The organism is Rathayibacter sp. VKM Ac-2879, assembly GCF_015351245.1.
In the GTDB taxonomy this organism is placed as follows: domain Bacteria; phylum Actinomycetota; class Actinomycetes; order Actinomycetales; family Microbacteriaceae; genus Rathayibacter.
Window position 1 is genome coordinate 392,113 of record NZ_JADKSO010000003.1, and the last position, 13,135, is coordinate 405,247.

Genomic DNA, 13,135 nt, shown 5'->3' on the forward strand with positions numbered 1-13,135 from the left:
CCCGGGAGTGGTGACTCCCGGGCCCTTCCTGCACTGTCGAGCGGTCAGCGCTGCTGCGTGAGGCGGCGTCGGCGCGTCACGACGAGCGTGACGAGGCCGAGCGCCAGCAGAACGAGCGCACCCGAGCCGATGCCCGCGGTCTCGACGCCCGTGGCGGCGAGGGTGGTGCCGCCGGACGTCGTGGTGGCGGCCCCTGAGGCGACAGTCAAGTGGACCTGGTCGCCGACGAACTCGCGACCGGTCTCCCCGCCGTCGATGAACCCGGCGATGGTGACGCGGACGTCATTGTGTCCGGGGGTGGTCGCGTAGGTCTTGGTAGCACCGGGGAAGTAGCCGCCGTCGAAGGGGATCGAGCCGAGCAGGACCGGGGTGAAGCCGTCGAGCTCGTTCGGGCGCTCGTAGTCGAACGACCAGATCCGGACCTCGCCGCGCGGGACGCAGGCGATCGTGCCGATCTCCGGGACGGTGACGGTGACGGAGCGGACACCGGCCGTCGCGGTCACCGGACCGGAGAGGGCCTCCACGATGTAGTTGTTGTTCGCGCCCAGGCAGGCGTCCAGATCGGTGACGTACAGCGTCTGCACCTGCGTGTAGGGCTCGAGGATCCAGAGAGCGGCTCCGTCGACGTAGTCGATGACGGTCACGGTGACGGTGTACTCGCGAGTGGTGCGGACGGGCACCGTCAGGGTTCCGCCTGCGTAGCCCTCCTCGGTCACACCGACCTCGGCGCTCGCGATGTCGTCGGTGGTCTCAGAGTAGGTCGGCATGATCGCGAGGATGATCGTCGACGCATCGGTGCAGTCCGCGAGCTCGGACGGCGGGATGCTCGCCGTCACGACACCGGGGACCGACAGATCGACGGTGAGCGCAGCCGCATCGAACGGGAGCGCCGGCGGTGCGGACTGGTCGCAGACCGGAGCAGGAGCGGCGCTCGGCTCGGCGGACGGAGCCGGGGTCGCCTCGGGGCTCACCGTCGGAGTCGGCGCGACGGTCGGCTCCGGTGTGCTGGGCGTCGGCGCCCCCGTCGGAGTCGCCGTCGGCTCGGGAGTCGCGGTCGGTGAGGCCGTGGCGGTCACCGTCGGCTCCGGAGTACTGGTGCTCGCGGCCGCCCCCGGCGCGAGAAGACCGGCGGCGAGGCCGACGGCGAGGGTGAGGCACGCGAGACGCGAACGAGAGCGGCGAGGAGCCCCTCGGTGAGACATGGATGTATTCCTTCTCGAGAATGTGGGAGTGGGATCGGCGCCGAAGCTGCCCCCGTAGCGCCTGGCTGATGTCTATCAGTCGACTGAACGCCTCCACATCCACCGTGCGATCAGGTTGTGCATCGATCGGATAACGGGGCCTCGCCCTGCCTCTGCGAGGATCGGGGAATGGCGATTCTCCGCGACCTGGCTTTCGGCGTACGGCTGTTCGGGAGGGGGTTCGGCGCCTGGGTCCGCTCGCCGCGGGCGATGCTGCTCGGCGCGATCCCGCCGCTGATCGTCGGGCTCGTCTTCGTCGGCGTCCTCGTCCTCGTGCTCGCCCGGATCGACGAGGTGGTGGCGACACTGACCCCGTTCCTCGACGGCTGGAGCGACGCGGGGGCGTCGAGCGCGCGCCTCCTGCTCGCGATCGCAGCGGTGGGTGCGGTCGTCGCGCTCGGCGTGGTGCTCTTCGCCGCAGTCACACTGCTGGTCGGCGACCCCTTCTACGAGCGGATCTGGCGCGGCGTCGAGAACGAGCTCGGCGGGGTGCCCGACGAGCACGAGACCGGATTCTGGCGCGGGCTCGTCCGCAGCGCCCGCGACTCCGGGGTGCTGGTCGCCACCTCGCTCGCCATCGGCGTCGTGCTGGTGCTGCTCGGGTTCATCCCCGTCGTCGGGTCGATCGTCGGCCTGGTCGCGGGCGGGCTCGTCGGCGGCCGGGCCCTCGCGGTCGAGCTCACCGGGTTCGCGGGCGACGCCCGCGGGATGAGCCTCGGCCAGCGCCGCCGGCTGCTCGGAGAGCACCGCGCTGTGTCGCTCGGCTTCGGCATCGCGGTGTACCTCAGCTTCCTCGTGCCGGGTGGCGCGGTGATCGCGACGCCCGCAGCGACGGCCGGCGCGACACTCCTGCTGCGGACCCTGCGCGGCGAGTCGACCGAGCGTGTCGCGCCGGCCTTGGCCGCCCCACCTCCGGTCCCCTAGACTCCCTCCATGCGCACGTCGACCCTCCGCCGTTCCTGGTGGCCCGCCTCCTAGGCAGGCCGACGCGCAGACTCCTCTCGCACACGACCGCCTCGACCGGGCGGTCGTTCTGCATGTCGGGGCCCGGGTGAGGGACACCCCGACCCAAGGACCACGATGACCTCGCTCCTCTCCCGCATCCTCGCCTCCGACGGCTCGCTGCCGTTCGCCGTCGTCCTCCGCCAGGGCCAGAGCGAGGTCGACGTCTTCACCGGCGACGTGGTCGACGTGGACGGGCTCGCCGACATCCCGCTCGACGGCGACGACGTGCTCACCCTGGTGCCCTACCGCCAGGTGCGCGAGCGTGGCTTCGCGGCGAAGGACGACGGCGCTCCGTTGCGCAACCTCGTCGTGCGCGAACGCGAGAGCGTGCCGCTCGCCGAGGCCCTGCGCCTTCTGCCCGAGCGCGAGATCCCCGTCGAGGAGCGCGGCTTCGACGTTCCCGACGAGGAGTACGCCGAGATCGTCCGCCGCGTGATCGACGACGAGATCGGCCGCGGCGAGGGCGCCAACTTCGTCATCAACCGCGCGTTCGTTGCTCAGACCGACGCCCCGCCCGTCGAGGCCGTGCTGGCCTGGTTCCGCCGGCTGCTCACGGACGAGTCCGGCGCCTACTGGACCTTCGCGATCCACACTCCCGGCCCCGGCAGCTCGCCCACCGTCACGGCCGTCGGAGCCACGCCCGAGCGCCACGTCTCGGTGCGCGACGGCGTCGCGATGATGAACCCGATCAGCGGCACCTTCCGCCATCCCGCCACGGGCCCCACTGGCGAGGGGGTGCTCGCGTTCCTCGCCGACGTGAAGGAGAGCGAGGAGCTCTTCATGGTGGTGGACGAGGAGATGAAGATGATGAGCGCGGTCTGCCCCAACGGCGGACGCATCCTCGGGCCGTTCCTCAAGCAGATGTCGCGGCTGAGCCACACCGAGTACCTGCTCGAGGGTCACACCGACCTGGACGTGCGCGAGGTGCTGCGTCTGACGATGTTCGCGCCGACGGTGACGGGCTCTCCGATGGAGAACGCGTGCGCGGTCATCGCCGAGTACGAGAAGGAGCCGCGCGGCTACTACTCCGGTGTGCTCGCCCTCTTCGAGCCGGAGGAGCGCGGCTACACGGTCGACGCCCCGATCCTCATCCGCACCGCCTACCTCCGCTCCGACGGTCGCCTCACGGTGCCCGCCGGGGCCACCCTGGTGCGCCACTCCACCCCCGAGGGCGAGGTCGCCGAGACGCGGGCGAAGGCGTCGGGCGTGCTGTCGGCTCTCGGGCTCCTCCCGCACCGCGACATCCCGCCGGCGATCGACCTGAACGCGCAACCGGGTGTGCAGGAGGCGCTCGAGGCGCGCAACGAGCGCCTCGCCTCGTTCTGGCTGCGCCCGCAGGCGCCCGAGCACATCGCGGGGCTGGCCGGCCACACCGCGCTCATCGTCGACAACGAGGACCAGTTCACGACCATGCTCGCGCACCAGCTGCGCCACCTCGGGATGGATGCCCGGGTCGAGCGCTGGTCGGACGTCGATGATGTGCTGCGCGACGACCTCGTCGTCTTCGGGCCGGGGCCTGGCGACCCGAGGGACGACTCCGAGCCGCGGATCGCGCGTCTGCGCGAGCTGATGGAGGAGCGCCTGGCCTCGAGACGACCGCTGCTGGCCGTCTGTCTCAGCCACCAGATGCTGTCGCTGCTGGCCGGCCTCCCGGTCGAGGCGCTTCCCGCGCCTCGTCAGGGCGTGCGGCTGTCGGTCGACGTGTTCGGAGAGGACGCGGCGATCGGGTTCTACAACACCTTCTCCTCCGTCTCGGCGAGCGCCGGCACCACGCCTCTGCTCGGGCTCGAGATCGCGGTCGACCCGGCGACGGGAGTCGTCAACGCTCTGCGGGGCGAGCATGTCGCCTCGGTGCAGGGGCATCTGGAGTCGGTGCTCTCCTCGGACGGACTGCGCACGCTCGAACGGCTCGTGCGCACGGCGACGGCGCAGCCGGCCCGCGCATGAGCGAGGTGCGCCTGATCGCGTCCCCGGCCTACTCGGCAGAGCTGCAGGAGGCGGTCGCCGCCAGCGTGCGCGCGGCGGCGGAGGCGGCGCGCGCCTGGTACGGACGCGGCGACAAGCTCGCGGCCGACGCCGCCTCGGTCCAGGCCATGCGCGCGGTGCTCGCCGAGGCTCCGTTCGACGGCATCGTGGTCATCGGCGAGGGCGAGAAGGACGAGGCCCCCATGCTCGCGAACGGCGAGCGCCTCGGCCGCGCCGCCCACCCCTCGTGCGACGTCGCCGTCGATCCGCTCGACGGCACCCGCCTCACCGCGGAGGGGCTGCCCGGCTCCGTCAGCGTCATCGCGCTCGCCCCCCGGGGAACGCTCTTCGACCCCCGCGACGCGTTCTACATGGACAAGCTCGTCTGCTCGTCCGCCGGACGCGGGGCCGTCTCGCTCGACCTGTCTCCGGCCGAGAATGCGCGGCGGCTCGCGGCAGCCCTCGGCATACCGGTGGCCGAGCTCGTGGTCGCCGTGCTCGACAAGCCTCGCCACTCCGGGCTGATCGCGTCCCTGCGGGAGGCAGGGGTCGCGCTCGAGCTGCGCGGAGAGGGCGACGTGTCGGTCGCGATCGAGGCGGCCGACGCCTCCGGTCGCGTCGACCTCGTGCTCGGCATCGGCGGCACCCCGGAGGGCGTGGTCGCCGCGTGCGCCGTCCGGGCGCTCGGGGGTGTGATGGAGGGGCGCCTCGCCCCGCAGACCGCGCGCGAGCGCGAACGGGCCATCGCCGCCGGCCACGACCTCGACCGGCTGCTCACGCTCGACGCCCTGGTCGCCTCCGACGACGTGCTCTTCGCCGGCTGCCCCGTCTGAGCCCGCGCGACGTGACGGATGTCACGGCCGAGTGGTGACGCGCGGCCGAGCGCTGCGCGCGCCTCCACCGAGAGGCTGGAGGCATGACCTCGACCCCCGTCCACGACCCCCTGTCCACCTCCCCGAGCGCCGCCGCCACGCCTGCCGCGCCCACGACCGCCGTGAGCGCGCACGCGCTCACCAAGGCGTTCGGCTCCTTCACCGCCGTCGCCGGCATCGACCTCACCGTGCAGCCGGGTGAGATCGTCGCGTTCCTCGGCCCCAACGGAGCCGGGAAGACCACGACCATCGACATGATCCTCGGCCTCTCCTCCCCCGACAGCGGCACCGTGAGCGTCTTCGGGCAGTCGCCGCGCTCGGCCATCGCGCGGGGACTGGTCTCGGCCGTGCTGCAGACCGGCGGCCTGCTGAAGGACATCACGGTCCGCGAGACGCTCGAGCTCACGGCGAGCCTGTTCGCCGACACTCGCTCGGTCGAGGAGGTACTCGAGCGCGCCGGCATCACCGAGATCGCGTCCCGGCGGGTTGGCGTCTGCTCGGGCGGCCAGCAGCAACGACTCCGCTTCGCCATGGCGCTGCTGTCGGACCCGGGGCTGCTCATCCTCGACGAGCCCACCACCGGCATGGACGTGGAGGGGCGCCGCGCGTTCTGGAACGCCATCCGCGCCGACGCCGAGCGCGGCCGCACCGTGCTCTTCGCCACGCACTACCTCGAGGAAGCCGACGAGTACGCCGACCGCATCGTCCTGATGAGCCGCGGCCGGATCGTCGCCGACGGGGCGACGAGCGCCATCAAGAACCTCGTCTCGGGCCGGATCGTGCAGGCCACCCTGCCGGGCGCCGACCTCGCGGCTCTCGCCGCACTGCCCGGAGTCGCCAGCGCCGAGGCGCGCGGCGACCGGGTCACCCTCCACACCGACGACTCCGATGCCCTTGCCCGCCACCTGCTCACGAGCACTCCCGCGCACGACATCGAGATCACAGCCCAGAACCTCGAGAGCGTGTTCCTCGCCCTCACCTCCGAAGGAGCGACCGCATGACCCTCACCTCTATCGACCGCGTGCGCCTGGATCGCCGCGTCCCTCCCCTGGGAGGCTTCAACGCCACCTACCTGCGGATCGAGCTGATGCGCAAGCTGCGCAACCGGCGGACCCTCTTCTTCACCCTGTTGTTCCCGGTGATGATGTACTTCATCGTCGGCTACGCACAGCGCGACCAGCCCCTCACCGACACTCCCCTCGCCGCAGGAGGCCCCTCGGTCGCCGCATTCATCATGGTGTCGATGGCGATGTACGGCACGATGATGTCGGCAACGCAGACGGGCGCCGCCGTCGCCGTGGAACGCGCGCAGGGCTGGAGCCGCCAGCTGCGCCTGACTCCGTTGAACCCCTTCGTGAACGTCCTGATCAAGATGATCGCGGGAATGATGCTGGGCCTCGTCGCCGTGGTGGCGACCTACATCGCCGGCGCGGCCACGGGCATTCAGCTCACGCCCGTGCAGTGGATCGTGACCGGCCTGACCGGTTGGCTCCTCTCGGCAGCGGTCTTCACGACCCTCGGCCTCATGATCGGCTACCTCGTGCCCGGAGAGAACGCCGCGCAGATCACGAGCCTTCTGGTGGTGGTGCTCGCTTTTCTCGGCGGTCTCTTCTACCCGGTGAGCATGATGCCCGACTTCATGCAGGGCTTGGCGTCGCTCACGCCCGTCTACGGGATCAGCGAACTGGCACGGTCGCCGCTCACCGGCGACGGTTTCGACCTCGGCGCCCTCGCCAACGCCGTCGTCTGGCTCGGGGTGTTCCTGACCGGCACGGTCATCTTCTTCCGCCGCGACACGAAGCGGGTGTGAGGATGCGCGGGGCGGTCGCGGGGGCCGCCCTGCGCTCTAGGGTGGGTCGGTGAGCAGCACGACCGCACAGCGTCAAGACGGCCCCGGCTGGCCGATCCGCCCGGCTGCCGCCGCGAGCGACTCCTCCGCCACTCTGACGGGCGCCCTGCTCTCCCCGCAGGCCCTGCGCTGGTACTTCGGCGCGGTCTTCTCGCTGTTCTGGGCCGCTTCGTCGGTGACGAGCATTCTCGGAGGCGACGGCCCGCTGCCCTGGCGCCTCGCCGGAGTCGTCCTGCTCGTCGTCTATTGCGCCGCGTTCGTCGTCGCTCCCCCGCTCGCCTGGACCTTCGCGGCGACGGGCCGCCTCGTGACCTGCGCCGGCCTTCTCGCCCTCTCCTTCACCCTGCTCCCCTGGCTCGACCGGGGCACGGTGACCGGGCTCTGGACCTATGTCGGCGTACTCGTGGGCATGTGCGTCTTCACCTGGAGCGCGACGCTAGCGATGGTGGGCGGACTGGCCATGATCGCGCTGGCCGTACGCGTCGGCGACGACGGCTGGACCGAGACCTCGATCGTCGTCCCGGTCCTCATCGTCTCCCTCTCCCTCATGATGGCGACCTTCGCCCGCACCATCGCCACCGTCAACCAGCTCCGCGCGACTCAGGCCGAACTCGAGATACTGACCGCCGAGCGCGAGCGGAGTCGCGTGGCCCGCGACATCCACGACATCCTCGGGCACTCCCTCACCGTCATCGCCGTGAAGTCCGAGCTCGCGGGCCGGCTGCTCGACGCCGATCCCGAGCGCGCCCGGGCCGAGATAGCCGACGTCGAGTCCCTCGCGCGGGGAGCGCTGAAGGACGTGCGGGCGACGGTCGCGGGTTTCCGCGCGACTACGGCGAGCGGCGAGCTTGCTGCGGCCCGCGGAGCGCTCACGGCCGCCGGGGTCACCCCCGAGCTGCCCTCCTCGACCGATGCCGTGCTCCCCGCGCATCGCGAGCTGGTCGGGTGGGTGATCCGAGAGGGCGTGACGAACGTCGTCCGGCACGCGCACGCCTCCCGCTGCCGCGTGCGTCTGACGGCCGCACAGGTCGAGATCGCCGACGACGGGGTGGGACCGCGCCCCGGCTCGGCGAGCTCGACAGGACTCGTCGGGCTGAGCGAGCGCGTGGAGGCGGCGGGCGGGCGGATGTCGATCGGCACCAGCGAGCTGGGCGGGTTCAGCCTGCGGGTGCACCTGCCGGAGGAGTCGCGATGAGCCCGATCCGCCTCCTGATCGCCGACGACCAGGCACTCGTGCGGGGTGCGCTCGCCGCGCTGCTGTCGCTCGAGGACGACATCGAGGTCGTGGCCGAGGTCGGCCGCGGTGACGAGGTGCTGGCGGCGGCGCGCGCCTCCTCCCCCGATGTCGCGCTGCTCGATATCGAGATGCCCGGAACGGACGGAATCACCGCCGCCGCCGCGTTGCGCGTGGAGCTACCGACGTGCCGGGTGCTGATCGTGACCACGTTCGGCAGGCCCGGCTACCTCGCGCGGGCGATGCAGGCGGGAGCGTCGGGGTTCGTGGTCAAGGACACCCCCTCCGCCCAGCTCGCCGATGCCGTGCGGCGGGTGAGCCAGGGCTTACGCGTCGTGGATCCGGCGCTGGCCGCCGAGTCGCTCGCGCAAGGCGCTAGCCCACTGACCGAGCGCGAGACCGACGTGCTGTCCGCGGCGCGCACGGGAGGCTCCATCGCCGACATCGCGCGCATCTTGCATCTCTCAGAGGGAACAGTGCGCAACTATCTCTCGACCGTGATCGGCAAAACAGGGGCACGGAATCGGGCCGACGCGGCGCGGGTCGCGGAGGAGAACGGGTGGCTGTAGCCGTGGGGTGGGCCGGGCTGCACCACCTTCTCGAGGCCCTGTCCGCAACTGATGACCACGCCTCGGGAGGCTCTGGAGCGCACCGGACACCGACCCAGATGATGTCGAGCCCGTCGAGATGGTCGCGCACTCGTCGCTGTGACTCGGGTCCATTCAGGAGGATCAGTGCCCTAGCATCAATGGCCGCCATCACTATTCGCCAAATTGTGCGGCGGCAAGCTTAGCCACATCCGCATGCCCACAAAATCCTGACATCGTTCATTCTGGCAAGAATGTGGGGCACCCCGGTTCTCGAACTACTCAAAAAAGGTCACCCCAGGACCAGCTTTCAGAACTGGATCGGTCGCCACCGCGTCAGCTACCTCGACTCCACTTCGGCGACTTACGTTTCGATCGAAAACCAATAGACCATCAAATAAGATTGGTCCAGAATGTGGAGCGGTTGAATTTTCTCTCCCAGCACTAATTTCCGCGGAAGCCGGTGGCGCCGCAAATCTTTGGAGGTCAGGGAAGGGACTGTAACAGCGAGGATCACGTCGATTGGGGCATCCGGCCGACGTTGAAATATCTCCACCGGGCCCGGTCAGCCCCCACCTCGAATTGATTCATCTCGGCGAAGATTCGGTGCCGACAATAATCCTCTCTGTAGAGGTCAGCTTCGTCGAGACTCGCGAAAAAGAAGTAGCCCTCTTTCAGCACAGAGCGATTCGCGCCAACCACTCGCGTGCTCCAGCCGCTAGTGAATTGTTCGCCGTTACATCCCGCGCGCTCTCATCGTCGTCTTTTTCTCAATTCTTCACTCATCGGCAACTCTAACGCTGACCAGGTGAGCAATGTCCGTTTCTCACACAATCTTTAAGGGTGAGTAACCGCCATCCTCTACGGTGAACAATCACCGCCGTTGAGATTTTCGCCCATCGAAAGCCTCCGGTCGATTCTGAATATACGGCTGACCTTCGTCTCGAATCACTTTTCCCGAGAACGGATCCACCTGCTTGTAGTCTTGATGCCACCTCACCATGGTGGTGTATCCAGCTGCAATTTCTTTGCGCCCGCGATAGAAGGCAGCGATGACCAACGCTCCAGCAAGCGCAATCCCGACGATCCCAGCTATCCCGATGATCAGCACCGCTGGAGATTGCCACCGCACATTCGACCCTGTCGCCACATACAGCACAAGCGCCAGCGGTAAGAGCGGAGGACTGAAGATCAATAGCCACATCGACCACACCCCGAGCCGATAGGCCGACCTGCCTGAGATCATTTTGACCGTTTCGCCTGACATCATCATCACCTGCCTGCTATGTGCTGGCCAGTCGTCACCACTGCATCATACCCCGCACCAGCGAAACCAATGCCGTCCGCGAAGCCGGCACCCGCCTCCCAGCCCCACATTCCGGTAACCGCGTGCATTCCCTTCGCCCCCACGCCCACTCCTCCAACACTTGTCGTAAAGATCGATACGCCGCAGTTAAAGTCGATTCCCTTACGGCACGAAATGGCGGTACTCGCGATACCGACGGCCAGTCCTGCGAGGGTAACCCAGCCGACTGGAGTGAACGAGGCGGCGACAGCAAGGATCATGCCAACCGCGCTCAGCACGCCTCCGGTTGCATCCAGGACCGCATCGATATCAATGCCGCCTCCCTCTGCGGGCTTGCTCACGGGAGCGCCTCCGCACTTCCCGCCGCAGAGCGGAGGACCGCTGGTCTTGGGAGTGACCGGCTGGACAATTGGCCGGGATCGTCGCGTTCGTCAGCCTGCCGGCGAGATCGAACTCGTAGTTCGAGACCAGACCGGCCGAGCCCGCGACGGCGTAGGGTGTTCTGCACGATTCGTCCTGCTTGGGACCGGACGACGGCCCGGTGACGGCTCCTCCTGAGGCGAACGACCAGGTAGGTCAGCCCAGTCTGTGCTCCAGAGAAGTCTCGGGTGATGCCTTCGAGGTCGGGCGGGTGAGAAGTGAACGAGAGCAGCCTCGGTCTTTACGTATCGCTCGGCTGACCCCGTCCGCACCAGAGCAAGATCGAAGACGCCGAGAAGGATCGCATGCGCGATAGCCGGCGAGCACGATCTAATCGTTCTCTTTGAAAGACTGGAGGACGTCGGCTTCTCTTCCGACCATGTGAACATAGTCACAAGCAGGTAAGTCTGCGAAAGACTGAGTCGTCCGCAGAGATACCGCTCCGCTCCGCGCCACAGTTCCGGCGTCCACGTCACCGCGTGACCAAGTAGGCCATATAGATTTGAGCAGCCTGGGACTTTTCCGCGCGTCAATATTACATATTGATCTATGAACCGAGACGGGAGAAAAGCAAGTGCAAAATCGGGAATTTGGCGCATCGGTAGCGCAGCGACGTCCCTGGAGGTAGTGCGAGTGACGTTCTTTGTCGGCCGAAGGGTAACCCAGCGCAGGTCGCGGTATTGCAGCTCGAGTTGCCCCGACCACGCTGAGCATCAGCATGATTGACAAAGGTCAACCAAAAGTGAGCACCACCGTATTTCTACCGATCCTTGGATTCCTCTTCGCACCCGGAAAATCTCCATCGTAAATCAAGGGTGTTCCATCCTGTGTCTCAACCCAAGAGACAAGCCTAAGCCCAGCAATGGTGTACTCAACGAGCCTAAATTGTTGTCGATCGAGATCCGACAAAATTTTAGATATTAGGTTCGAGCGCTTACTGACCTCGCTGATTTCAATTTCCTCATTTTCGTCGAACCAAACCTCCCAATAGGTTTTTTGGTCCCAGATCATGCATGATACTTTTTCGCCGCGCAGCACCCAGCATGATTCTCCGCTTCTTAATGAGATCTCCTCATTGATGGAAGGTGCGAGGAGTGGTCGCGACCGGACTCGTAATTCTTCTAGCCCGATCAACGCGGTCCCCCCGGGACGCTAGACCGATGACCAAAATCATAGAAACGACCCGAAGGAGCAGCCCGACGCGATCCCGGTGATGGATCCATTCCACGTCGTCCGCCTCGCCGGTGATGCTCTGGACCGCTGCCGGCAACGCGTCCAACGAGCGACGTACGAGCCGGGCTGAGTTTCTGCCCGCCAAGCGCCACTAGATCCTCCTCTAATTTGCCACCGAATAGACGCCAAAATCGCGATGACCGTCGTCGTTGTCAGATTCAGAATCCGTAAGCATGACGCGCCTTAGTGATACTTTTGGCGCATAAGTTCTAATTGCGTGGCAATACTCTTCATTCGCGAATCGCTCGCGCGAAACAGGCCGGAAAAGAGGGGTGAACCGACGATAATTTCCAAAATCTCCACCGATCCATTCTCGCGCCTGAACTTGACACGTATTGCGCCCTCAAAGCCGTAAGTTGCCTTTGTTGATGTGGCGACGATCGGCTCGATGATCGACGAGAAAGAAACTTCCCCGATTTCCCGCAAAGGCAGCCCCCGTTTCCAGAGCCTTATGCCAGCGGAATCGACCGAGATGGGAACCCGCGCCTCTACGGCCGACAACTCTACTCCTGGAAAAATGGACAGCAGTGAAGACCGCTGACTAGGCCGGACATGAAAGGAACTGACGAACTCGTAGCTGCCAGTCCTCCGCAGTTTCCAAGCCGCGCGCGTCGACCAGAATGCCCATAGACAGAATCCCACAAAGAGTGGAGTGATGATGATCATCGCTCCCGGCAAGTTAGAGAACATTGGTGTCTCGGTGCTCATGGAACGTGAGATGTACCGAGCAACCCCGGCAATAATCCCAATGAAAATGACCGCGTACAGCCAGGGTGAAAACTTAGTAAGCCTCTTCATCAGATTGTTTCCTAACCTTATCTCGCTAGAACAGCGGGGTGTCGAACCACGTTTCGAGCGATTCCGAGAATTGGGTAGCTATCCCGCTCGAGTTCCCAAGAACTTCCCAACCAATACTTGCCGCTCGGATACCGTCGGGCACATGGCGTCCAAAATGTCCTAAGAAACCGAGACCTACGGCCGAGAAACCTGCGCCCACCAAGCAATTTGGCGTGCTCGGGCCTGCAAGGCAATACAAGCCGGTGGATATACTTCCTGTCTCACTGGCTACCGCGAGCACCGCCAAAGAAACCTCTGGTCCCAGCAACATAGCCGGTAGCGTTAGGGCCGTAAGTACGATTGATGCGTCTCCAAATCCAGAGGCGAACAACTTGACTTGTTTATTTACAGGGCCCGGCAGGCTCGGGAACACGGAACTGATCGAGGGCGCATTAGATCCCTTGGAAGCCTTAATACCTCCGGAGCCAGCAGTGATGGCGTACCCATTTTTCGCATACTTCTCTGCAGAGTCTGCCGAGAGCTTGCCCGAAAGGTCGAGCTTGTTAATCGGATCGAGAGGGTAGTTGTAGTCGTTGTCCACTCCTCCCTCTACTGGGTCGGTGGAGAGGAAGCGGCCGAGCGCTGC

General features: G+C 66.5%; 13 protein-coding genes and 1 pseudogene. 8 read left to right on the top strand and 6 right to left on the bottom strand.

Annotated features, from left to right (window positions below):
* Positions 1 to 44: 44 nt before the first annotated feature.
* The gene (locus tag ITJ45_RS10740; RefSeq protein WP_194609743.1) at positions 45 to 1,202 is read right to left on the bottom strand and encodes a hypothetical protein; all 1,158 of its coding nucleotides are present in this window, start codon (positions 1,200 to 1,202) and stop codon (positions 45 to 47) included.
* A gap of 168 nt (positions 1,203 to 1,370) precedes the next feature.
* Between ITJ45_RS10740 and ITJ45_RS10745 the strand changes: the two genes are divergently transcribed.
* The 7 genes from ITJ45_RS10745 (at position 1,371) to ITJ45_RS10775 (ending at position 8,735) form a co-directional block, all read left to right on the top strand.
* A complete protein-coding gene (locus ITJ45_RS10745; RefSeq protein ID WP_194609744.1) occupies positions 1,371 to 2,165 on the top strand; it encodes an EI24 domain-containing protein in 795 nt (264 codons plus the stop codon).
* 156 nt (positions 2,166 to 2,321) lie between these two features.
* A complete protein-coding gene (locus tag ITJ45_RS10750; RefSeq protein WP_194609745.1) occupies positions 2,322 to 4,193 on the top strand; it encodes an anthranilate synthase family protein in 1,872 nt (623 codons plus the stop codon).
* The gene (locus ITJ45_RS10755; RefSeq protein ID WP_194609747.1) at positions 4,190 to 5,044 is read left to right on the top strand and encodes a fructose-bisphosphatase class II family protein; all 855 of its coding nucleotides are present in this window, start codon (positions 4,190 to 4,192) and stop codon (positions 5,042 to 5,044) included. Before ITJ45_RS10750 ends, ITJ45_RS10755 begins: the two co-directional genes overlap by 4 nt.
* Before the next feature lie 83 nt (positions 5,045 to 5,127).
* Positions 5,128 to 6,084, top strand: coding sequence for an ABC transporter ATP-binding protein (locus ITJ45_RS10760; protein ID WP_194609749.1), 957 nt, complete (start codon positions 5,128 to 5,130; stop codon positions 6,082 to 6,084).
* Positions 6,081 to 6,893, top strand: a complete 813-nt coding sequence (locus tag ITJ45_RS10765; protein ID WP_194609751.1) for an ABC transporter permease — start codon at positions 6,081 to 6,083, stop codon at positions 6,891 to 6,893. The genes ITJ45_RS10760 and ITJ45_RS10765 overlap by 4 nt, the downstream gene beginning before the upstream one ends.
* Before the next feature lie 49 nt (positions 6,894 to 6,942).
* A complete protein-coding gene (locus tag ITJ45_RS14340) occupies positions 6,943 to 8,127 on the top strand; it encodes a sensor histidine kinase (protein ID WP_194609753.1) in 1,185 nt (394 codons plus the stop codon).
* Positions 8,124 to 8,735, top strand: a complete 612-nt coding sequence (locus tag ITJ45_RS10775) for a response regulator transcription factor (protein WP_194609755.1) — start codon at positions 8,124 to 8,126, stop codon at positions 8,733 to 8,735. The genes ITJ45_RS14340 and ITJ45_RS10775 overlap by 4 nt, the downstream gene beginning before the upstream one ends.
* Positions 8,736 to 9,627: 892 nt before the next feature.
* Here the strand turns inward: ITJ45_RS10775 and ITJ45_RS10780 are convergent.
* From ITJ45_RS10780 to ITJ45_RS10790, 3 genes are all read right to left on the bottom strand, one after another.
* Complete coding sequence (locus tag ITJ45_RS10780; RefSeq protein WP_194609757.1) at positions 9,628 to 10,029, bottom strand: hypothetical protein; 402 nt, start codon at positions 10,027 to 10,029, stop codon at positions 9,628 to 9,630.
* Entirely contained in the window at positions 10,026 to 10,400 is a 375-nt protein-coding gene (locus tag ITJ45_RS10785; protein WP_194609759.1) for a hypothetical protein, read from the bottom strand. The genes ITJ45_RS10780 and ITJ45_RS10785 overlap by 4 nt, the downstream gene beginning before the upstream one ends.
* 811 nt (positions 10,401 to 11,211) lie before the next feature.
* Positions 11,212 to 11,517 carry a hypothetical protein gene (locus ITJ45_RS10790; RefSeq protein WP_194609761.1) on the bottom strand — a complete coding sequence of 102 codons (306 nt, stop codon included), beginning with the start codon at positions 11,515 to 11,517 and terminating at the stop codon, positions 11,212 to 11,214.
* A 148-nt stretch (positions 11,518 to 11,665) separates the two neighbouring features.
* Here ITJ45_RS10790 and ITJ45_RS10795 point away from each other — a divergent pair.
* Positions 11,666 to 11,767, top strand: a pseudogene (locus ITJ45_RS10795) (transposase); the annotation flags it as partial.
* Between the two features lie 128 nt (positions 11,768 to 11,895).
* On the opposite strand, the gene ITJ45_RS10800 reads toward ITJ45_RS10795, so the two are convergent.
* Positions 11,896 to 12,510, bottom strand: coding sequence for a hypothetical protein (locus ITJ45_RS10800; protein ID WP_194630449.1), 615 nt, complete (start codon positions 12,508 to 12,510; stop codon positions 11,896 to 11,898).
* A 25-nt stretch (positions 12,511 to 12,535) separates the two neighbouring features.
* On the bottom strand, positions 12,536 to 13,135 hold a 600-nt coding region (locus tag ITJ45_RS10805; protein ID WP_228493809.1), incomplete at its 5' end, for a hypothetical protein.